Here is a 23,753-nt window from a genome sequence, read left to right on the forward strand (position 1 = left end):
GATTTAACTTTCATACAACCAAACACGCAACAGAGACAGCAACTGATCGATATCCACAGGTTTTGTGATGTAATCTGAAGCACCCGCCTCAATACATTTGTCACGATCTCCAATCATCGATTTTGCCGTTACAGCAATGATTGGAAGTCTTCTGAACTTCGGCATTTTTCTGATTTCCTGAATCGTTTCGTAGCCATCCATATTCGGCATCATCATATCCATCAAAACTACGTCTACATCAGGATGTTCTTTGATTTGCTCTAAAGCCTGAACTCCGTCCATTGCCAGCACAACTTCCACTTTATATTTCTCCAAAGCTTTCGTTAATGAGAATATATTGCGGACGTCGTCATCGGTTATCAAGATTTTTTTACCACTCAAAACTTCTGTCAATGAACCTAAAGTTTTATTTCTGATGGTTTCTACCGAGCTGTTTTTCTCCTCAACCAAATGCAAAAACAAACCAACTTCATCTAAAATTCTTTGGTAAGAATGCGCCGTTTTTACGACAATCGAATCAGCATATTGCTTGATTTGTAATTCTTCAGAAGTTGATAAATTTCGTTCTGTGAAAATAATTATCGGAAGATTTTCTAAACCTTCATAGCTTTTAATAGACTCGATAATTTTGTAAGCATTTCTTCTGTTTGCTCCAATGTCTAAGATCACACAGTCCACTCCATCTTTGTTGAAGGCTCTTACACTGTCTTCCACATTATCTTCTACTGACAAAGAAATATCAAAATTGCTCAGGAAATAAGACAATGCGCTTGCATGTTTGGCATTTTCTTCAACAATTAAAACCTTCTGTGGTGATTTTTTAAGGGCATCTTCTATTTTTTTGAAAACATCTGTCATCTGTTCCATCGCAACAGGTTTATTAATGAAATCAATTGCTCCTTTCATCAAACTTTCCTTCTTCACATGAAGTGATGACATCATGTGTACAGGAATTGGTTTTGTCTGAGAATTAGATTTCAACTCGTCCATTACCTTCCAGCCATCTTTTACAGGAAGCTGAACGTCTAATAAAATTGCTGCAGGACGGTATTGCATCGCTGCAGATAACGCTAGATCGCCTCTCACAACCACAACACCTTTGTAATTTTGCATTCTGGCAAACTTTAGTAATGCGATGGCAAAATTTGTATCGTCTTCAACGATCAATATTACCTTATCACCTTCTGAAATGTTATTTCGGTCATCATCAACATCTTCTGGAATTTCCAAGTGCTTGAATACCATTTCAATTTCATTTTCCTGATAATCAATAATCTGCTTGATTTCTTCAACATCTTCTAAAATGACATCCACTAAATTCTGATCTGAATTTCCAGTTGAAGCAATCTGATTTACTTTCAGACTTTCGCTTATTGGAATGATCAAACTGAACTCGCTTCCTTCGTTGACTTTACTTTTTAAATCTAAATAACCGCCTAACAATTTGGCAATTTCACGGCTGATAGATAATCCTAAACCGGTTCCTCCAAATTTACGCTGTGTAGATCCGTCAGCTTGTTGGAACGCTTCAAAAATAATTTTCTGCTTGTCTGCAGGAATTCCAATCCCTGTATCTTTTACCGAGAAAATGATGAAATCTTTATTTTTAGGGTCTTTTTTAATGTTTAAATCTACGCTTCCTTCTTTTGTGAATTTTAGAGCGTTTGAAAGAAGATTTCTCAAAACCTGATCCAAACGCAGACGATCTGTTTCTAAGGTCTTAGCTAAATCATCTTCAATGTTGATATTAAATTCAATTCCTTTTTCTTTAACCAAAGGATTCATTAAATTTTTCAAATCTTTTACGACTTCATCAATCACAACATCCTGATATTCCAAAGACATTTTCCCAGATTCTATTTTTGCTAAATCTAAAATTTCATCAATCAACGTCAGCAAACTACTTCCTGAGCTCTGAATCACTTTTGCAGATTCTATCTGATCTTCATTTAAATTTTCATCAGGGTTTTCTGCCATCAAACGCGATAGAAGAAGGATTGAATTCAATGGTGTACGCAGTTCGTGCGACATATTTGCCAGGAATTCAGACTTGTATTGTGTACTTAAAGCCAATTCCTCAGCTTTTCTCTGAATTTCAATATTTCGTTCTGCAATCAGCTGATTTTTTTCTTCTAATAATTTTGAACGTTCTTCCAGTTCGGTATTGGTCTGCATCAGTTCTTCCTGCTGCACTTTCAGTTCTTCTTCTGAAGCCTGCAATTTTTGAGTCTGCGCTTCGAGTTCTGTATTCAGATTTTCCAGTTCTGAATGTTGAACCTGCAATTCTTCCGACTGAGCCTGAGTTTCCTCCAATAAACGCTGTTCTTTCTCACGACTTTTTGCAGATCGTAAAGCCATGGCAATATTTCTTGAACTTTCTACAAAATAATCGATTTTGTCCTGATCAAAGTTTTCATTTGAACTTACTTCCAAAACTCCAATCGTCAAACGGTCAGACATTACGGGAACCAATAAAATAGCATTGATTTTCACTTTACTGCTTGCAAAAGTGACTGCAAAATCATTTTCATTTAAATCATTGAATGCTTTCGGTTTTTTCTGTGCAAAAACCTGCCCTACCATTCCTTCCCCAGACTCGAAGATCTGCTTCATACTGTTTTCTAAACCGAACGAGCTGCTCAACTTCAATTTTTCATCATCCATCAGATAAATCGCACCGTTGATACAGTTTCCATAATCGATCAATTGGCTGAGAGCGTCATTAGTAACCTGCTTCACCGATTTATTTCCGACCAAAGATTCATTTAATAAAGCTAAACCTTTCTGCCTCCAATCGCTTTTATTTATTTTATCAAAAGATATTTTCAGAGAATCAGTCATGTGATTTAATGAATCTACTAGATCACCCAAATCTCCGTCGTATTCATCTTCCACTCTTTGGTTGTAATCGCCGTTAGAAACTCTGTTAGCAACCTGCTGAATGACGTTTACTCGTTTTGAAATTTCTAAATCTTTCGCCTTTAATTCTTTTTCTAGTTTATCTCTTCTGATCAAATCGTTACGCAATTTAACATAGAAAAAGATTGTTACAATTATTGCTGCCAAAGATGAAAAAACAATGAATAGAACAGTTGTGTTGGATGATCTGTCAAGATCTTTATTTTTTTTCTCAAGTCCGCTCTCCTCGAACTGTACAAAGTCCTGAACGAGAGCTCGGCATTTATCCATGTACAATTTGCTCATTTCAATCTGCTCCTGCGTCATAGCAATCCCTTTTCTTCTGTTCTCAACAAAAAGCTTAAGGTTCTTGATATTCCCATCAACATTTTTCTCCAAGTCTTTAAGACGAGCCAACTGAGAAGACTCTGTGATATCGAGAGATTTTGCCTTTTCTATCGACTGAGAATATGCTTCTAAACTTCGGTTGTAAGGATCAAGAAAACTTTCTTTACCGGTCAGCTGATAACCACGGTTTCCAGTCTCGGCATCTAAAAGTGCAATCAGAACGTCTTTTACAGCCGTAACTGATCTTCGGCTTTTAGAAACGCTTTCGCGGTGCTGCATCTGATTTTGGATGCTAAGATATGATGCGACCGAACTCGCAATTAAAATTAATAGAGAAAATCCAATTCCGAACTGGAGGTTTCTTATCACTTTTTTCGGCATAAAATTAATTTAAAGGTAATGTGAAATAAAATGTAGAACCTTCTTCTACTTTACTCGAAAGACCGATGGTTCCGTGGTGTTGCTTGATGATTTCAGAACAAATGTACAAACCGATGCCCATTCCCTGAAACTGCACTGATGATTCTTCAACACGGTAAAATTTACGGAAAACTGCATCCTGCTTAAACTCAGGAATCCCAATTCCGAAATCGGTGACGCTTACTTTCACTTCGTCGTCATCCACAAATGTTGTAACGATCACCTGATTGTTTTCTGGAGAATATTTGATAGCGTTGGTTAAAAAATTAATTAAAACCTGCTCAATACGGATGGCATCAAAAGGAATAAGTTGATTAATTTTCCCGATGTGACGGTCAATCTTCACATTTGGATTATCGTTGGTCTGCAGAATTGTATCAATCGTATTGTTAATCAGTTTTTCTAAATCTGCAGGTTTTTTATTGATTTTAAGCTTACCATTTTCGATTTTAGAAACATCTAACAAATCGGTAATCAAGGTGTTTAGCTTTTCTATCTGATCTAAAGCTTTAGTTACGAAGACTCCTTCACTATTTTCTGTATTGCGTTTCAGTTTACGATCCAGCAGCTGCATATATGCTTTAATGCTGGTCAATGGAGTTTTGAGTTCGTGGCTGGCAATACTCAGGAATTCATCCTTTTCTTTTTCCACCTTTTTCTGGTCTTCAATATCAGTGAACGTTCCGACCCAATTTTTTAATTTTTCATTCTGATAAACAGGAGACATTCTTAGTAAATGATATCTGTAATCGTCGGTAATTCTATTTTTAATTCTTACTTCCAGCTCAAGCGCTTTTCCTTTCTTCCTACATCGCTGAAATTCTTCCTCAATATTCAGATCATCGACATGGGTTTCGGGAAAATGCTGGTCAGATTCAGAATATTCAAACCATTTTCTGTTGACGAAGTTGACGATACCATCCTCATTTAAAGTGAATGCAATTTGCGGTAAAGCTTCAAGCATAAGTTGAAAGTGATCAATTTCTGATTTCATAGAAACCTGTGCTTCTCTTCTTCCTTTTACCTCCAATTCCAGGCTTTGCTGAGCTTTCTTCATCGCAAGATTATTCTCCTGAAGATTGTAGAAAGTTTTTACTTTTAACATCAGAATATCCGGATCGATGGGTTTTGTCACATAATCTATCCCTCCCGATTTATATCCTTTGGTAATAAATCTTTTATCGGTATTGACGGCAGATAAAAATATAATAGGAATTTCTTTGGTTTTGCTGTATCCGGCAAAAGTTTCGGCAACTTCAAAGCCGTCCATTCCGGGCATCTGAACATCCAAAATAATCAATGCATAATTATTTTTCAACGCTTTACCCAAAGCTTCTTCTCCTGAACTTGCAGTATCAACCTGAAAGTCTTTAGACTCTAATAATTTTTTTAGCGAAAAAATATTGTTTTGGTTATCATCAACAATTAAAATCATAAGACGTAAAATAATCTGGTAAACAGGTTACACTTTTATTAAGCTACCAAAAATACTTACAAATTTTCAAAAAACACAGGATTATTTTAGGAATATTCAGTCCGTAAATCGTAAAATAAGAAAACTAGTAATATATAATATTTTACTGATAAAGTATTAATACTACGCATCTTCAATAGCTTAAATACCACAAGAACTAAATTAAACCAGAAATTCATCTTTTAAATTATCAATCGTTAAAATAAAATTATGTTTGAAAGGTTTTGTAACATTTAAATTTGGCACAGTTTGTTCTATGCTTTCACTATAAAAAATTGAAATTATGACTTACCAAGAAGCGCTTAAACACAAAAAAGAATCCGTGAAAAATGCAGATGAATCTCTGCTAAAATTATATCACATCGTCATCACTCCTGCAAACACTGACGAAAGTTTCAAACACATTGAGGATTTTTCAAAAGATCCTGAAGCCTTTGATGATGAAAGCTGCAAAAAGTATTGTACTGACGAAGAATATCAGGTGGTGAGCTTTAAGAAAGAAGAATAAAATTAAAGCTTTTAGTATTTCATCTTATTAATTACCGGATTTGCATACATCGCCAAAAAACCTTCTTTTAAAACATCATCAGAAATACCGATTCTCATTTCGAGCCTTCTTTCAAATAATTGTTTTTCTTTTTCGGTGTAGTTTTTCGAAAACTGATTGGTTTTGTGAAGCAAATCGTAAGCGATAAAATTCGTTGGCCAAAGCTGATAGTTTTGAATAATAGAATCATCGATCACCTGCGCAATAGCTTGCAATTGTCGGTTTTTATGATCGTATTGAGCTGCAATTTCATTATATTCTGACTCTAGAACTTTTCCTGCATGAAGGTGAATGCGTTTTTTCTGACCCAATACTCCACTCATCATGGTATTGAAATCCTCATCTTTGGCTTTTACATAAATCTCATCGTTATGCTTTGCTAAAAGTTGGGGCATTTTCAAAACATCTGTAGGATCGTATTCATAAGAGATCGATAACGGAACAATTTTAATTTTTTTTAAAAATTCTGGGAGTGAAATTCCTTCAGCCGCCATCGCAAGCATTTTTAGAATACCTTGCTGCGTTGAGTCATTTCCGTCTTTGGTACGACCTTCACGCTGAGCAATCCAAACTGAACGGTTTTCCACACATAAAAGTTGAAAAATGTATTCAGACATCAATTTTGAACTCTTCAGTTGTTCACGAAGCGGCAATCCTCTTTGTACTAAGAAATTTCGGTTGAGTTTAGCTAATTTGTGGAGAAACGTTTGTTGAACCAGATTATCTCCAATGGCTGAAGCGGTCATCACATGACCATTTTCTAATAAAATCAAATTCAGCAATGAGGTATCTAAAATAATATCCCGATGATTTGACACAAAGAGATAAGCCGTATTTTTATCCAATTGATCAAATCCTGAATGAGTTAATCCCTGAGAACTCGTTTCTAAAATTTTCCGAATCGTGTGCGAGATAAAATTCTTCTGAAAATCGTGTATTGAATATGTTTCTTTCAAATTTTCTGACCAAATTTTTTCATCAGTTTCAGGAAATGTGAAATTCATCAGCGCTTTCATCATGGGATGGCGGACTATACTTTTCACTGCTTCATTGACTTCGCAGTCATCAAAAGATCTGATATTATCAAACTTCGACATGGAATTTCTAAGGTTTAAAAACAATTTGCAAAAGAACAAAAAATTATTGACGTGTCCTTGCTAAGTTCAAATGACATTTGTATGTAACAAATACCTTTCTATTTTTTGAAAAAATTAAAAACATCAAAGGCATTTTTTCCAACTCAAGTATTTTAATTAAATTAGATTTCCAGAAAGTGAATTCGTAATTTGTCTATGAATGCGCAAAAAAACCAAATGAATTTAAAAAAGTGAGTCAGCAAACAGCCAATTTTTACAATAAATTTTCAGTTTTCTACCCTTTGGTAGATGTATTTTTAAAACCACAAAAACGAAAACTCTTTCACGAAATCAATACTCTTCCGTTTGGGAAATTGCTTGAAATAGGCGTTGGAAACGGCGCTCATCTTCCTCTTTACAAGACTCATGGGATCACAGGCATCGACACCTCATTGAGTATGCTTGAAATTGCCAAAAAACATAATCCAAGCAATATCAATCTGCTACAGATGAACGGAGAAACCCTTCTATTTCAAGATGAAAACTTTGATTACATCGTATTATCACACACAATCGCTGTCGTAGACAATCCTGAGAAATTATTGGAAGAAAGCTGCCGGGTTTTAAAACCGAACGGAAAAATATTTATTCTCAATCATTTCACTCCTAAAAATTGGCTAAAAGTGATTGATTACTCTTTTCATTTTTTCTCAAAAATATTTCATTTTAAATCTGTTTTTCATGTTGAAAAATTAAAAACTTTAGAGAAATTCAGATTGGAGAAAGAGGTTGATTTTGGTGCTTTCTCTTATTTTAAACTTTTAATTTACTGCAAGTCGTGAGAAAGAAATATTTTTTAATCATTGTGTCCTTAGCAATAAGCTTGTTCATTTACTTATTTTATCGAACGGAAAAAACTGTGGTTACCGATCTTTTTATTTCGTTAATTTCATTGGATAGATATGTTGGTTTGAAAGAAATCATTGTGAATAATTTATCGCTGAATGAACACATCATTAATTCATTACCGGAAGGTTTGTGGGTTTTCTGCATCACCTTAACGTCTAAAAATTTATTCTTGAAAATCGGAAATAGAGAAATTAATCTCCTTTTTTTGCCTTTAATATTTTCAATAGGTTTAGAATTTTTTCAGCTGTTCAATTTCACCAACGGACGATTTGATTTTTGGGATATTGGTTTCTCTACTGCTTTTTGGGCGATTGCAAATTATCTTATAAAGTATGAAAACTCAAGACAAAATATTTTTCGTCCGCTGAATACAAACAGTCTGATTTGTATTTTGAGTTATCTTATCGTTTATTTAGCTCACGTTTGGGAATAGATTATAGAATATGAATAGGTGAAAATGAAAAAATTATTTTTAAATTTTTGAGTACAAAACAGATCGATTTTTATTAACCAAAATGAAATTACTAATTTTGTGATTTAGATGAGATTTACAGTTCAATTCATCAGTTTCATTATAATAATTATCATCTAGTACATAGTATTTTAAACAAAAACAATCTAAACACACACAATGTCTATAACAAACGAATCAGAATTACTCGGAATGCAGAAAGCCAGCCACGCCGTTGCATTTGCATTAAAACAAATGATTAAATATGCCCAACCGGGAATGACAACGAAAGATTTGGATGAATACGGATCAAAAATATTATCAGATCTGGGAGCAAAATCTGCCCCTTTTTTAACTTACGGTTTTCCGGGGCATACCTGCATCAGTGTTGACAACGAATTTTGTCACGGCGTTCCTTCAGAAAAGAGAATTTTGAAGGAAGGAGATTTAATCAACATCGATGTGTCAGCAGAATTGAATGGTTTTTGGTCTGACAACGGCGCTTCATTTGTCGTTGGTGAAGATGTTCATCACCATCAGAAATTGGTAGATGCTTCTAAAGATATTTTAAGGAAAGCCATTAGCAACATCAAAGGCGGTGTGAAAATTCCTGAAATAGGACATTTGATGGAAACCGAGGCTAAAAAAAGAGGTTATAGAGTAATCAGAAATCTGGGCGGTCACGGCATCGGAAGAAGTTTGCACGAGCAACCGGAAGAACTGATGAATTATCGAAATCGTTTTGACCAAAGACGATTCAAGAAGAATTCTGTGGTGGCCATTGAAACATTTATTTCGACAGACTCATCCTACGCAACAGAACTGAACGACGGCTGGACAATGGTTGGCGATAAAGGAGGATATATGGCGCAACACGAGCACACCATCGTGATTACAGACGGAAAACCAATTATTCTGACAGAAGAAAATGAAATATTTAATTAAGATTAATCTTTATTTAAATTAAATTTTTACTTAATTTTATTTACTTTTAAAAAATTATAATCCATAAATCGTTTTAATAATGATATTTACGTGAATTGGAATACGTTTTGTTTAGCTAACAAATCTGAACTAATCACTGATGGAAAAAAACAACCCTAACCAGAAAAGTAACCGCAAAAAATGGCTGATAAGAATTGCGGTCGTAATTGTTTTAATTTTTGCAGCGTTCCCTTTTGCGCTGGACTTTTTTTTACAAAGAAAGCTTCCAGATTTAATCAATAAAAAAACACCGTACCAACTTCAATTGAAAAACTTCGATTTGAGCTTGGTTTCGGGTGATTTTTCGGCAACTGATCTTAAAATTTCTACAAAAAATCCGAACGATAAGAAAATTACACAGATACAAGGAACGATAAAAAAAATTGAGATTCATGATTTCAGTATCTGGAAAGTTTTGTTCAATAAATCTTATCACGCCGATCAATTTCTGTTGTCTGATTCTGATTTGAAAATTAAACTAGCTCCAAAGACAGATAAAGAAAAAAAGTCTACCAAAAAAACAGATTTGCATATCAATAACATCGTGTTTAGTAATGTTTTTGCTGATATTACAAATGCTGAAGACAAACCGGTCTTCATGGGAAAAAACATCAATATCAAATTAAAAGATATTGAGCAGAATGACGATGATTCAAAAATCCCTTTTGCTTTCAAAGAATTTAAAATTGATGCCAAGGAAGTTCATATCGGTGTCAATGAATTTTACCAAATCAATGCAGACCAGATATTTGCAGCCAATAAAACTTTAGATTTAAGAAAATTTCATCTGCAGCCTATTCAAAAACCTGAAAATTACAATGCCAAAAACATTTTTGATTTTTCTTCTGAGCGTCTTTTAGCAACAGATTTTAATATCAGCAAAGATTCTTTGATTGTTTCAGATATTACTTTTACCCATCCTGATTTGAAAGTGACATCAACAGGAAAGAACATTGTAGAAAAAGATAAGAATCCGAAAGAAGTTGAAATGAAAATCGGATTGAAAAATATTGATTTTCAAAAAGGTAAAATAGCTGTTTTGCAAGCCAATAAAGATAAAACAGCTTCAGTTGACAATTTTAATTTTAAACTGACCAATATTGTTTTTGATAAGAATACGGTAAAAGAAAAAATTCCGTTCAGATTTACCAATCACGATATTGAAGCAGACAATATTTATTTTAAAGCCAACAATCTTCAGGCATTAAAAATTAAGAAAATCTCTTCCCGCAATTCAAACATTACCGTTGAAAAATTCCAGATGATTGCGTTGGGAAAAAGTGCTCATAAAGATTTATTTAATGTGACTACAGATGAAATTAAAATTATCAACAATAAAACTAAATATATCGGTCAGAAACTGAATATTCAGTTTGACGGTTTGGAAGTCAAAACTCCGGACATTAAAGTAATTTCAGCCGCTCAAAAATCGAAGCCGAAAAAAGAAAAATCTGAAACTCCTGAATTCAATGCAAAACTTGGTTTCATTAAAATTTCAAATGGTAAAATTTCACAAAGCAGTTTGGGTAAAGAAAAATTAGCTGTTGGTAAATTTGATATTCAGCTGAATAATATTGTTTCAAACAATGAGCAGCTGAAAAAAGATTTGCCAATCAATTTCTCAAGTCATTTAATAACTGCTCAGAAAGTATTTTTGGATGCTGGAAAATACTACACATTAAAAATAGGTGATGTGAAAAATTCCGGAAAACAGACTGAGATTAAAGATTTGAAATATCTTCCAAAATATTCGAGAGCAGGTTTCAGTAAAGTGATTGCGAAAGAAAGTGATTTGTATACGATTACAGTGAAAAAAATTGGAATTACAGATTTCAATTCAAAACTATTTAAAAATCAACAAATTGACATCAGCAAGGTTGATATTGATGGTCTAGACTGTAATATTTATCATGATCTCGCACCACCCGATGATACCGAAGCGAGATATCTCTTCAGCAAAAAACTGCGTGGAATGAAAATGCCGATGTTTGTAAAAAATGTTGCCATCAAAAATTCTAGTTTGGAATATGAAGAGAATGCTGAGAACAGTAATATTCCAGGGAAATTAACTTTCGACAAATTTGGAATTAATATCACGAATGTTAATAACGGAAAAATAAAAGGGAGACCCACTGTAATTAACGCTGACGCTCGATTCGCTTTCTACGGAAAAGCAGATACACAAGTCAATTGGAAATTTGATGTAATGAATTTGGAGGATAAATTTACCATCAATGGAAAAATCCTAAAACTGTCTGCAGAAAATGTAAATCTCTTTGTACGACCTTATCTGAACGTTACTTTAGACGGAAATATCGATTACCTGAAATTTGATTATTATGGAAACAATGCTGGTATTGCAGGAAATTTCTACTTTAAATACAATGAAATGTATGTGAATTTTCTGAATAAAAAAGGTAACGAAAGGAAGCTTCTCTCAAAAGTAGCCAACTGGTTTGTGAAAAACGAATCTACAGGTGAACCTGATCACGTCGTGATTGAGAAAAAGCGAGAATCCGACAGAAGTTTTTTCAGTATGCTTTGGCAGGGAATTATGGAAGGATTGAAAAAATATCTAATTTAAAATTTAATAGAAACCTATCTTAATTTGAATTAAGATAGGTTTTTATTGTTTGCATTACCCCAAAATTATTGTTGCACAAAGCCTCAAATTTTGCTGCTTCCTTTACCGACGGATGAGCATTTTCCATAGCGTAAGAATACTCAGCTTTTTTAAGCATTTCGATATCGTTCATATAATCTCCGAAAACCATGGTCTGTTGCGGCGTTATATTTAAGGTTTTCTGAAGTTTTTCGAGCGCATTTCCTTTGTTGACATCTTTATTCATGATATCTAACCAGAATTTCCCTGAAACAACAACCTCAAGATTGTATTTTTCAAACAGTTTTAATGCAGGATACAAATGTTCTTCTGAACCTTCGGGATGATAAACAGCAATTTTAAAGATGCTGTCATCTACACTTTTTGTGAGATCTTCTACATACTGATTTCCAGTGTAGAATTGAGCAATATAATCAATAAAATCTTGATTTATTGATTCGTAATAAGCCCTCTTTTTACCGGAAACCACCACAGTAGCTCCTTCAATTCCTCTTATGGTTGTGATAATTTCCTCAACGTATTGCTCTTCTAGCTTATCGGCAAACAATTCTTCATTTTTATAAATCATGTAGCCGCCATTCTCAGCGATGAAAGCCATTTCATTTTCTTTGTCGCCAAAATATTTGGTAATTCCTAGCATCTGCCTTCCACTTGCGGGCACGAAAAGAATATTTCTTTTTTTGAGTTCTTCATAGATTTCCGGAAATTCCGGACTTACTTCATGTTTTGAATTGAGAAAAGTCCCATCCATATCTGTCACGATCATTTTAATATCCTTCATAAATCATTTATTTTCTTTGCAGAAACATTCTTTAAACATCAAATATAATGGATAATAGCTGAAATATTGCCCATCAAAGGAAATGATAACATTATTTTAACAATAAAACAGTTTGAATTTATTTGATAAGTTTATTGTTGTTCTTCTTATATATTTTAGTATCAAACTTATAATATCTTGCGGCTCGATGTGTAACATTCGCTTCAGTTTCTTCTAAAGGAATGATGTAGCTGAACATTGATAGTTTAATACATTTATAAAAACAATGATAATCGTCGGATGAAATTTAATATTACCAATATAAAGTTCACTTGATTTAAGGATTTATTTATAAATTTTTCCTAAATATTTTTTATTGAAACTAATAATTAAAAATAAAAAATCATTGCCTGAATATACTGAAAAGCCGTTTTAAAGAATTTTTACGTAAGAATTTATAAATCATGACAGCACAAGTTTGCTAATTGAACTAAACGAATCTATCTTTGAAATAAGAAAAATGACAAGAGAAATACACCAATCAAATAATTACTTATAAATAGACACCACACCATTTCACTTTATATTAACAAAGGCAAAACTTCACTGTTTTGCCTTTTGTTTTTTTTCTCCGATTTTACATTCTCAAGATCATTCTATGATTTGAAAATATTTTTATAAATTTTTATTATCTCTGTGATCTGTTGGCTTTGTTTTTGCCAAGCAACGGTATATGAAAACAATATTTATCGTAGAAGATGAGACAGGCATCAGAGATGCATTACAGTTGCTCCTGTCATTCGAAAATTATGATGTAAGATCTTTCTCAACTGTGGAAGCATTCAACAACAGAGACCAATCTGTAGTTCCCGATATCTTTATATTGGATGTTATGTTGCCGGATGGTTTAGGTACAGATTTGTGCAATCAGCTTAAAGAAGCACCTGAAACCTCAAATATCCCAGTGATGATTATCAGCGCACACGCTAAAGCTGAGAATGTAACTCAGTCTTGCCAAGCAGATGAATTTATCCCAAAACCTTTTGACATTGATGATGTTCTTGTGAAAATAGAAAAACTGACGACTCAATAGGTTCTTATTTTTACTTTATAAATTCTTAAACAAATAAAAGCTCCAAAGTCTTTAGATTTTGGAGCTTTTTATTTAAAATCATCTCAATTAATTTCGAGATTCTAAATGTTTTTTAATGAATAATGAATAAGCATTTATCAAAACAAATTAACGACGAAAAAATTACGATGCAATTTTAGAATCATTATTTTTGCTGAAAAATATTTGGGAATGAAGAATGCCTTAAGCTGGATTTTGATTTTACTCATTAGTTTTTTCTTTTTGAATAACTGCTTGCAAACCAATGTTTACAAGGAGATATCTCATGACCAGTCTTTCATTGATAAAATCAGAAAGCTCTATTCATCAGGTGACTCTTCAAAATGGCCAAAACCCATACTTGATGAGATGGCAATACCTCATTTTTCTGAGATAGGACATTTACCAAAAGTAGAATTCCCGGAAGATAATGCCTACTCGATTGATAAAGTAGTGTTAGGTAAAACCCTTTTTTTTGATCCAAGATTATCAGCTTCTAATCAAATTGCCTGCGCATCATGCCACGACCCTGAATTAGGCTGGACAGATAATAGAACTCTATCCTTCGGGCACGACCGCCAATTGGGCATCCGAAATGCAATGACAATAATGAACATAGCTTTTGCAAAATCTCTCTTTTGGGACGGCAGAGCTGAAAGCATAGAAAAGCAATCCCACATCCCTATCGAAGATTTAAGAGAAATGAATCAGCATATTGACATTGCCACAGGGAAGATTGCGAAAATAAAAGGGTACGAAGTACTTTTTGAAAAAGCATTCGGGAGTAAAAAGGTTACTAAATACAAGATAGGAAAAGCAATTGCAACTTTTGAGAGAACGTTGATAAGTCCTCAAAGTAAGTTTGATCAATTCATTGATGGGCAGGCTGCTCTTTTTTCTGATGACGAGGTGATGGGGCTGCATCTTTTTCGTACCAAAGCACAATGCATGAACTGTCACAGCTCAGGATATTTTTCGAACAATCAATTTGAAAATGACGGAACTTCTTTATTTGGTTCAAAACAGGAAGATTTAGGAAGATATTTAGTGACTAAAGATCCGAATGATGCAGGTAAATTCAGAGTACCCACATTAAGAGAGTTGACTCGTACAGGTCCTTGGATGCACAACGGATCACTTACCTCTTTGCGAGATGTTCTTACTTTTTACAGCAACGGAAACTCTGAAATATCTCAGAAAAAATCAACCGTTCACGAAGGAATTACTTTAACATCACAAAAATCTGAAATGCTGAAGTTTTTAGATTTGAACGAAAAAGAAATCACTCAATTAGAAGCTTTTTTGGGAACATTGAGTACGAAAACCCAAAGATTGACCCCGCCGGAACTTCCAAAATAACTTTTAATTGAATTTCAATATCTCAATTTAAAATTTATCTAAAAAAAACGGACAGTAAAAATTTACCATCCGTTATCATTCTCATTGTGTTATTTACCTCCTCCACTATTTTTCTCAACATCGGTTTTTGTATTTTCTTTTACTTTTTGATTTCCGAATCTTTTCACAAAAGAAAGTGAGAAACCGTACCAGTCAGATTTTGATGAATTTCTGAATGTTCCGATTTGGCTGTAAGATGTTGCATCAAAATTGGGTCTTTGAAATATATTCATTAGCTGTAGACTAACTTCCATTTGTGTTTTTGGGAAAATCTTTGTTGCTGAAATATTATGAAAAACATTGGTTTTGTTAGCATAAGAATTTCCGTTATTCTGATTTGAGATTTCTACCCAAGCGCTCAAATTAATATTTTTATTAAAAAGATTGGTGTAAGTTAAATTACTGGATCCAGCCCAAAAACTTATATAATCTGCTCCTTTAAGATCATTTCTTGCATTAAAATCGCTGTTATCAATATAATTATAACCAAAACTTAGATTCACACTTAGTTTATTCTTCAGGAAAGATTGATTGGTGTTCGCATAAAGGAAATACTTGTGCACATTTCCTGTAAAATTACTTTCCTGCGAAATGGTTTTATTATCTTTTGGTGTTGCTCCGGTTTGTACCACATAATCAGTCCAGTAGTCCTGATTGGTAAAGGTATATCTTGCCGAAAGAAAGTATTTTTTCATAAAGCCAAACTTCATGTAAACTCTGTCACTTGGGTTAGGATTTAATTCCATATTCCCGCGAGTATACATTCCGTCGTTTCTTGGCAATAAAAACGGGTTAAACTCAGAATACCAAGGTCTCCAAAGATTTCTGGTGTAGGTTAAACTTAAATCATATTTGTCTGTAAAAGAATATTTCAGCAATAAATTAGGCAAAAATCGTCCGTAAGAATCTTTCCTTGAAGTTCCTGCAATATCCTGACCTATTTTATAATCAATATATTCATAACGAATACCAACTCTCGTCTCTAATTTTTTGAAAAAAGTTTTCGTAAAATTGGCATATAAAGAGTTGATATTGTCTTTATATCTGAATGTATCATTTCTACTTAAACCATCAGGTAGAATTCCATATAAAGAATTTGGAACGACGTTATTATGAAAGTCCATTTTACCACCGACTTCAAAAGTTGCTCCCGATTTTCCTAAAGGCTGAGTATAGTCTACTTTCAAATAATAATTTCTGTTTTGAAGATCAGTTAAAACTCCAATTTCGTCTACAGAAGTTGCTCCTGTATTGGTTATTGTATTTTTAAGATAATAACTGTTATCCTTTTCAGAATCGTAATTTGTACCTAAATTAACATCTAAAATTCTGTTTTTTTCTTTGTCGTAGTATTTATAAAAAACATTCGTTCCAAAAGTCGGATTTGATGATGATGAAGTCTGATTTTGGAAATAAGAACGATTTAATTGATCATTTTCAAAAATCTGAGCATTGGTTTCGGAGCTGTTGCTTCTTATTCCTTTATAAAATTCGAGAATTGTACCAATGCTGTTTTTATCATTGAGTTCGTATTCAGAAGTTGATGAAATAGACGGATTTTTACCTTTGTAAATGATGTAGTTATCAATTTTGGTAACCTCATTATTTTTGTATAAGGTATTAAGCAAAGAATTTTCCTGAACAAAAATATTGTCGCTGTAACTTCCAATAAGTGTTTGAGTGAATTTTTTCTTGTGATAATTTAAATTAAAATTGGTGTATTGAGAGTTTTTCGTATTCTGTCGGTTATTTAAAGTGATACTGCCTTTCATTCCTTCATCATCACGCTTTTTCAAAACAATATTGACTACAGAACCTGTTGCTTCATATCTCGAAGAAGGACTTGTAATTACCTCAATTTTCATCAGGTTATCTGCAGGAATAGTCTGGAGGTATTCTTTCAACTCTTTTCCGGTAAAAACAGATTTTCTGTCGTTTATATAGACGGTTACAGATTCACCTTCAGCTTTTAAGGCATCATTATTATCAACACTCAGCAATGGAGTCATACGTAATACGTCCCAAGTGGTGTTTCCTGCAAGAATAGAGCTGTTGGCAACATTAAAAACAGTACGGTCTACTTTTGATTCTACGGTAGGTTTTTTATAGGTTAGCGTAACAGCTTCAATTTCTTTTTCTTTCGACTGTACAGTATCTTTTGTTGTTTGTGCGAAAGCTAAAGTTCCCGCTAATAAAATAATTGGTGCTAATATAGTTTTCATTAAAAACTGAGTTTTTTTCAATTATAAGACACCGTAAAGGGAAATTTTGTTACATCAGGTATGTGTTAAATTTAGTTAAGATGGTTTTATTATAGCTAACTCGCTTATACTCAATTGTAAATTATTATTTTTAAAAATATTTTTTCTCAGAATAGGATTCCGTTACAAATACGAAAACACCAGATTATCAAGACCTATTCCAAAAACCAGATTTCAAAACGGCTTCCTTGCTCTAAAGGTTTATAGTTTAAATAACCTTTGTGCGCTTCGATAATACTCTTGCTTAAGGTAAGCCCGATTCCCGAACCGCTTGATCTGGTAGTGAAGAAAGGAAGGAAAATTTTATCTTTTATTTCGTTAGAAACTCCTACTCCATTATCTTCTACGCTCAGAATTGTTCTTTTATTAATGATTTTGATTTCTGTTTTTATAATTTTTTCAGAAGAGTCTACAACAGCATAGATAGCATTTAAATAAAGGTTGATTAGACATCTTTCAATCATTTTTTGATCAGCAAAGATCGTTTGATTTTCTAATGAATTGATGATGGCGATATGGTTTTTCTCAAATTCCGGCTTCAGAAAACCGAGTGCAGATTCTACAATATTTGTCAACGAAATCATTTTGAAAATAGGTTTCGGAAGTTCAGCAACCTGTCGGTAATCGTCCACAAAATTCAGTAATTGTTTTGATTTTGAATTGATGATGGTTAAACTTTCCTTCATCTCTTGCTGATCCTCTTTCTCTACAACATCTTGATTGGCAATATATTCTAAATTTTGAATTAAGCTATTGACGGGTGTTAAAGTATTGAGAAGTTCGTGCGAAATTACCTTCATCAGATTATTCCAAGCCAGTTTTTCTTTTTGCTCAATAATTTTCTGCACAGATTCCAAACTGATGATGCAGAAACGGTTTTTGATATTCTGAACTTTCTTGGTACGAAGAGAAAAAGATTGCTTTACATTTTCATTGATCGAAATATCAAAAAACTCCTGTGAATTTTCGTAATAGGTTTCGTCTATAATTTTATAAAATTCCGGTGTCTTAGATTCGTACAATTCCCAAGAATTATATTTCGGGATTTGCAATATTTCAAGAAAAACCGGATTTACATAAAATACTTCCCAATGATTATCTTTCTCAGAAAGAATCATGAGCCCAATTTCCAATTGATTTAAAATTTCTTCGTACAAAAGTTTATACGAAGACAGCGATAAATGCTCTTCTTTGCTTTGATAGTAGAGTTTTACAGCATTATCAACCAAACTATTACCTTCTGCAATCGGATAAAGAGAAAAGTCTTTTTTCTGAATAGCCAACAGTATTTTTTCACTTTTCTGAATGAAAGATAAAGCGGAGACTTGTGCCAAAATAACACATCCAATACTTATTGTGGTAAACAACCCGAAATTGATCAATTTGTTTTTCGAATAAAAATCAAAAGCGAAAATTCCACTGACAATCGCCAGAAGAATAAATAAAAGCCAGATAAATTTTTGCTTGTTCATTTATAACTCAAATTTTTCCATTCTCCTGTAAAGTGCCGCACGCGACAATCCCAAATCTTCCGCTGCGAGAGAAATATTCCCTCTATGTTTTTTAAGTGCTTTTTTGATCAGAATTCCTTCCATTTCTTCGATGTTGAGATTGATGATCGTTTTCTCTGACTCTTCATCTTGAGGCATCAGCAATTTCAGGTTTTTCTCATTAGATAAAATCACACTTCTCTCAATACAATGATCGAGTTCCCGAATATTCCCAGGCCACGAGTAAGTTGTGAGTTCAGTAATTAAAGATTCATTTAAAACCAAATCGGGTTTGTGATATTTCTGTTTGTACTTTTCAAGGAAATAATTCGCTAAAGTAGGAATATCTTCCAACCGTTCTCTCAGACTTGGTATTTGAAGCTCTACAGTATTGATTCTATAATAAAGGTCTTTTCTGAAACGACTTTCTGCAACTGCTTTTTTAAGGTTTTCATTGGTTGCAAAAATAAATCTAACGTCCAAATTTCTTTCCTTGTTTTCTCCGATTCTCGTTAGTTTTCGATTCTGAATTAAACTTAATAATTTGGTTTGAAGATGTAGCGGGAGATTACCAATTTCATCCAAAAAAACAGTTCCGTTCTGCGCATTTTCAATCTTCCCGGAATAATCCTGATTGGCATCGGTAAAAGCGCCTTTTTTGTAACCAAATAATTCTGCTTCAAAAAGATTCTCAGAAAGACTTCCCAAATCGATGTGAACAAAAGGTTGATTTTTCCTTTCAGATAACTCGTGGATGTGTTCTGCCAAAACATACTTACCCGTTCCGTTTTCTCCTAAAAGTAAAACATTAGCATCGGTCGGCGCAACTTTCGTGATTTGTTCCATCACTTCCTGCATTGCAAAAGACGCAGTTTCTAACTGATATTGATTAGTTTTTACGCTGACATTTTCCCACTGATTGAGTTTTTTATTTTTTCTGGAAATATCTACTGCAAGATTCACAGAAGCATATAATTTTTCATTATTCCAGGGTTTCAAAATAAAATCTGAAGCACCGTTTTTCAGAGCTTCAACAGCCAATTCCACTTCGCCGTACGCCGTCATCAAAATGATTGGAAGCTGGGGTTCCAAAGTTTTGATTTCCTGCATCCAATACAATCCGTCTTGTCCGTTTTCAAAACCTTTCCGGAAATTCATATCCAAAAGTACGGTGTCAACTTGTTGTTCAGACAAAAACTTCAGAATATTTTTCGGCTGACTGAGACAAGTAACTTCGGTAAAGAATTTCTTGAGCCAAACTCTTGCCGAAAATAAAATATCTTCGTCATCATCAACAATTAAAATATGTGCTTCTTTTTTTCGCATAAGCTTAGTTTCTACTTTGTACTTTATACATCATATTTTGCAAATCATCTAAAAATGTCCGTTTTCGCACAAATAGTGTCCGTTAATGAACAGTTTAAAAATATTTAAAATTATTTTCGTTCAGATTTTCAGATGCTTACAAATTTTTAAATCTCTGGTATTTGATTTGTCTAATATATTGTAAGTAAATTAGTTATCTTAAATATGGATACGAAAATAGTAAAAAAGAAATCTAAACTAAAATTAATATTAATCATCATTGCATCTGCGTTGGCAGTTTCGGTTTTTGGATGGTATTTTTTGAATCAGAAAAAAACGTACAATGTAAAACTTGAAGACATTCAGGTAGAAGAAGTTACGAGAGGAAGATTTGAAGATATGCTGATGGTTACAGCACAAACACAATCTCTCAATTCATCTTTAGTTAATGTTTTGGAAGGTGGCGCTGTAAAGGAAATTTTTGCAGAGGACGGACAAATGGTAACCAAAGGCCAACCCATCGCAAGAGTTTACAATCCTAATACAGAATTTAATTATCTCAATCAGGAAACCGGAATTATGCAGCAGATCAGCCAGATGAGAAGTTCGCTTTTAGAATTGAAGAATCAGGAATTCAATCAGGATAAGGAGTTGTTACAATCTCAAAATGATTATAATACGGCTTTGCAGACTTTTAATCTTCAAAAAAGATTATATGATGCAGAAATCGGAAAGAAAACAGATTATGACACCAGTCTTCAAAATCTGAATTATCAGAAACAAAGAAAAATGATTGTGGAAAAAGGAGCTTCAAGTGAAAAAAATTCCAGAAATTCTCAGTTTGCAGCCATTAATAATTCTATCAATCAAATGGATAAAAGCCTGAGCATTCTTCGTTCTAATAAAAATAATTTCCTAATTATGTCGCCTGTTTCGGGAAGATTATCTTCGTTTAATATTTCGTTGGGGCAAAATTTAACAACTGGCGAAAGCATTGGTAAAGTAGATTTGATGGGCGGTTACAAATTGATTGCAAAAGTGGATGAATATTACATTAACAAGCTTCAAAACGGAATTAAAGGAAGTCTGGAAATTAATGCACAACAATTTGAAGTCATTATTACCAAAATTCTTCCAGAAGTGAAAGATGGGCAGTTTTCTGTGGAACTTAATTTCGTTGATGCTAAACCTGAAAACCTAAAAATCGGGATGACATTTGGAGTAAAGCTGAAACTCTCTGCAGACACACAAAGTTTAATGATTCCTAAAGGAAATTTCTACAAAGACACCAACGGAAAATGGATTTTTGTGGTGAAAAACAATAAAGCTGCGAAGAGAAACATCAGCCTCGGTAGAGAAAACCCAATGTATTATGAAGTTGTTTCCGGACTGAAAAAAGGAGAAACCATCATTACATCAGATTATACCGAATTGAAGAAATATGAAATATTAGATATTCAAAAATAAAAGTATTATGAAAATAAAATTATTAATATTATGTTCTGTTTTTTTTATCTGCAATCTTATACAGAGTCAGATTCCCAATACATTATCTGCAAATGATAAGATATATGGTCTTTCTAAGTTTTGGAGCGATGCGAATTACAACTTTGTTTATATGTACAAAGTAGAACCGCAAAAATGGAATGATGCCTATAAAGAAGCGATTGAAAATGTTCAAAAAACTAAAAATGATTACGAATATTTTAGAGAACTTCAAAAGTTATGTTCAATTCTAAAAGATGGGCATACAAAAGTTTATTTTCCCGAGGCTATTCAAAGTCAGATAATGACTACTCATTTTGGAGCGTACCGTCTTTTTTTGACCAATGTACAAGGGAAAATATTTGTGTACGATGTAAATAAAAGCAAGGCAGAAGAAATTCCTGTTGGGAGCGAAATTGTAAAAGTGAATGGTCTGCCACCTAATGAATATCAACAAAAATTTGTAACTCCATATATATCCACTTCTACGGAAAATGATTTGAATAATCAAGCGAGTTATAATTTATTATCAGGATTATCTGGTGATCAATTTGATATAGAAATAAAAACTCCAAAAGGTGAAATTAAAAAGTTCCATTTGATTCATTCCAAGACCGAAGAGAAAGAATTAAGTTCTGAGCCGTTGCCAAATAATGGTGCTTTCGAATTTAAATGGATGAAAGATGATGTAGCTTATGTTGTCATCAAAACCTTTGATGATGCTATTGCTGTAAGCGGTTTTGAATCAAAATTAACTGAACTTAAAAAGGCAAAAAAAATAATTATAGACCTTAGAAATAATGGTGGTGGTAGTGGCAAAAACGCATTAAATATTGCGAAGTATTTTGTGAAGAGTGATACAATCTACGGTGCTAAAAATTACAGCAGAGAAATTATACCGACAGAAAGAGCAATTGGTTCATTCCTAACGGCTCAAGATACCATCAATGGAAAGCATCAATGGGGATTATCTAAAGAAGAAGCCACTAATTTGTATAAAGCCTATTTGGGAACAAAATTTCACAATTTTGAGTACAAGCCAACAATCGTTAAGTCAGATGTTAAATTCTCAGTCCCAACGGTGATACTTACAAACAACAATACAGCTTCTGCTGCGGAAGATTTTCTAATTTATTTGTTTAATGAAAAGAATATAATCAGAGTTGGAGATTTTACCAATGGAAGCACAGGTCAACCATTACAAATAGATCTACCCGGTAACACCACTGCCTGGATCTGTACAAAAAAAGTAACATTACCTAACGGAGAAGAATTTGTAGGAATTGGAATAAAGCCAAATATTATTGTTAAAAGAAATTTGAATGATGTTTTATATCCTGTCAAATATGATTCACAATTATCTGAAGCAATGAGTTATTTAAATAAACCTTTAAAAAATTAATAAAATGATCAATATTCAAAATCTTTCAAAAATTTATAAAACTGAAGACGTTCAAACCAATGCGCTTAATAATGTAAGCTTAAATATCAAAGAAGGCGAATTTGTAGCAATCATGGGACCTTCAGGTTGCGGAAAATCTACTTTCCTCAATATTCTTGGGCTTTTGGACAGCGCTTCTTCCGGCTCTTATCAGTTTGAATCGATAGAAACTATCGGAACTTCTGAAAAGAAAAAATCTGATATCAGAAAGAAAAACATCGGCTTCATTTTCCAAAATTTTAATCTGATTGATGAACTGACAGTTTATGAAAATATAGAATTACCTTTAATATACAACGGCATTTCTTCTTCCGAGAGAAAAAAACGAGTGGAAGAAATCATGGAGAAAATTAACATTGCTCACAGAGCAAAACATTATCCCCAGCAGCTTTCCGGTGGACAGCAACAAAGAGCAGCCGTTGCAAGAGCTTTGGTTACAAAACCAAAATTAATTCTTGCCGATGAGCCCACCGGAAATCTAGACAGTTCCAACGGAAACGAAGTGATGAATCTTCTCGCAGAACTTCACAGAGAGGGTTCTACAATTGCAATGGTAACGCACTCTTCTTACGACGCAGGCTATGCTTCTAAAATTGTAAATATGAAAGACGGTGAGATTTTCTCAGAAGAACATTCTTCCCAAAGAAAAGATGTTTTTGAAAAAGCAGATGCAAAGATTTTCGAGTAATCGATTCTATAAAAATTACATTCATTCATCCATTTTATAACTGATCTCAGAGATTCGGAACCATTCTGTTTCTCTGAGGTTTAT

The 23,753-nt window shown here is 33.4% G+C and carries 17 protein-coding genes; 10 read left to right on the top strand and 7 right to left on the bottom strand.

The window, feature by feature from the left end:
* Positions 1–3: 3 nt before the first annotated feature.
* Both MQX03_RS04300 and MQX03_RS04305 read right to left on the bottom strand, forming a co-directional pair.
* Positions 4–3,627, bottom strand: coding sequence for a hybrid sensor histidine kinase/response regulator (locus tag MQX03_RS04300; protein WP_242801775.1), 3,624 nt, complete (start codon positions 3,625–3,627; stop codon positions 4–6).
* 4 nt (positions 3,628–3,631) lie between these two features.
* On the bottom strand, positions 3,632–5,101 hold the full coding sequence (locus tag MQX03_RS04305; RefSeq protein ID WP_242801776.1) for a hybrid sensor histidine kinase/response regulator: 1,470 nt from the start codon (positions 5,099–5,101) through the stop codon (positions 3,632–3,634).
* Between the two features lie 322 nt (positions 5,102–5,423).
* Between MQX03_RS04305 and MQX03_RS04310 the strand changes: the two genes are divergently transcribed.
* Positions 5,424–5,648, top strand: coding sequence for a hypothetical protein (locus MQX03_RS04310; protein ID WP_242801777.1), 225 nt, complete (start codon positions 5,424–5,426; stop codon positions 5,646–5,648).
* A gap of 11 nt (positions 5,649–5,659) precedes the next feature.
* Here MQX03_RS04310 and MQX03_RS04315 read toward each other — a convergent pair whose 3' ends face one another.
* Positions 5,660–6,784: a 1-acyl-sn-glycerol-3-phosphate acyltransferase gene (locus tag MQX03_RS04315; RefSeq protein ID WP_242801778.1), complete on the bottom strand. Its 1,125-nt coding sequence runs from the start codon at positions 6,782–6,784 to the stop codon at positions 5,660–5,662.
* 230 nt (positions 6,785–7,014) lie between these two features.
* Here MQX03_RS04315 and MQX03_RS04320 point away from each other — a divergent pair, with 230 nt between their 5' ends.
* From MQX03_RS04320 to MQX03_RS04335, 4 genes are all read left to right on the top strand, one after another.
* Complete coding sequence (locus tag MQX03_RS04320) at positions 7,015–7,605, top strand: class I SAM-dependent methyltransferase (RefSeq protein ID WP_242801779.1); 591 nt, start codon at positions 7,015–7,017, stop codon at positions 7,603–7,605.
* Positions 7,606–7,682: 77 nt separating this feature from the next.
* Entirely contained in the window at positions 7,683–8,105 is a 423-nt protein-coding gene (locus tag MQX03_RS04325) for a hypothetical protein (RefSeq protein WP_242801780.1), read from the top strand.
* Between the two features lie 198 nt (positions 8,106–8,303).
* A complete protein-coding gene (gene map / locus MQX03_RS04330; RefSeq protein WP_242801781.1) occupies positions 8,304–9,068 on the top strand; it encodes a type I methionyl aminopeptidase in 765 nt (254 codons plus the stop codon).
* Between the two features lie 139 nt (positions 9,069–9,207).
* The gene (locus MQX03_RS04335) at positions 9,208–11,691 is read left to right on the top strand and encodes an AsmA family protein (RefSeq protein ID WP_242801782.1); all 2,484 of its coding nucleotides are present in this window, start codon (positions 9,208–9,210) and stop codon (positions 11,689–11,691) included.
* A gap of 19 nt (positions 11,692–11,710) precedes the next feature.
* Here MQX03_RS04335 and MQX03_RS04340 read toward each other — a convergent pair whose 3' ends face one another.
* Positions 11,711–12,511, bottom strand: coding sequence for a Cof-type HAD-IIB family hydrolase (locus MQX03_RS04340; protein WP_242801783.1), 801 nt, complete (start codon positions 12,509–12,511; stop codon positions 11,711–11,713).
* 712 nt (positions 12,512–13,223) lie between these two features.
* On the opposite strand from MQX03_RS04340, the gene MQX03_RS04345 reads away from it, so the two are divergent.
* Together MQX03_RS04345 and MQX03_RS04350 are read left to right on the top strand one after the other, a co-directional pair.
* Positions 13,224–13,583 (top strand): response regulator, encoded by a 360-nt coding sequence (locus MQX03_RS04345; protein WP_229984760.1) that lies wholly within the window; start codon positions 13,224–13,226, stop codon positions 13,581–13,583.
* Positions 13,584–13,793: 210 nt separating this feature from the next.
* Entirely contained in the window at positions 13,794–14,960 is a 1,167-nt protein-coding gene (locus tag MQX03_RS04350) for a cytochrome-c peroxidase (protein ID WP_242801784.1), read from the top strand.
* 89 nt (positions 14,961–15,049) lie between these two features.
* Here MQX03_RS04350 and MQX03_RS04355 read toward each other — a convergent pair whose 3' ends face one another.
* The 3 genes from MQX03_RS04355 to MQX03_RS04365 form a co-directional block, all read right to left on the bottom strand.
* On the bottom strand, positions 15,050–17,221 hold the full coding sequence (locus tag MQX03_RS04355) for an outer membrane beta-barrel protein (protein ID WP_242801785.1): 2,172 nt from the start codon (positions 17,219–17,221) through the stop codon (positions 15,050–15,052).
* Positions 17,222–17,415: 194 nt separating this feature from the next.
* Positions 17,416–18,732 carry a sensor histidine kinase gene (locus MQX03_RS04360; protein ID WP_242801786.1) on the bottom strand — a complete coding sequence of 439 codons (1,317 nt, stop codon included), beginning with the start codon at positions 18,730–18,732 and terminating at the stop codon, positions 17,416–17,418.
* On the bottom strand, positions 18,733–20,076 hold the full coding sequence (locus MQX03_RS04365; RefSeq protein WP_242801787.1) for a sigma-54-dependent transcriptional regulator: 1,344 nt from the start codon (positions 20,074–20,076) through the stop codon (positions 18,733–18,735).
* Between the two features lie 204 nt (positions 20,077–20,280).
* On the opposite strand from MQX03_RS04365, the gene MQX03_RS04370 reads away from it, so the two are divergent.
* From MQX03_RS04370 to MQX03_RS04380, 3 genes are read left to right on the top strand one after another with little or no spacing between them, the layout of a single operon-like run.
* Positions 20,281–21,522, top strand: a complete 1,242-nt coding sequence (locus MQX03_RS04370; protein WP_242801788.1) for an efflux RND transporter periplasmic adaptor subunit — start codon at positions 20,281–20,283, stop codon at positions 21,520–21,522.
* Positions 21,523–21,529: 7 nt separating this feature from the next.
* Entirely contained in the window at positions 21,530–22,942 is a 1,413-nt protein-coding gene (locus MQX03_RS04375; RefSeq protein ID WP_242801789.1) for a S41 family peptidase, read from the top strand.
* A 4-nt stretch (positions 22,943–22,946) separates the two neighbouring features.
* Positions 22,947–23,669: an ABC transporter ATP-binding protein gene (locus tag MQX03_RS04380; RefSeq protein ID WP_242801790.1), complete on the top strand. Its 723-nt coding sequence runs from the start codon at positions 22,947–22,949 to the stop codon at positions 23,667–23,669.
* Positions 23,670–23,753 lie beyond the last annotated feature (84 nt).

This window comes from Chryseobacterium aahli (assembly GCF_022699665.1).
GTDB classification, from domain to species: Bacteria; Bacteroidota; Bacteroidia; order Flavobacteriales; family Weeksellaceae; genus Chryseobacterium; species Chryseobacterium aahli.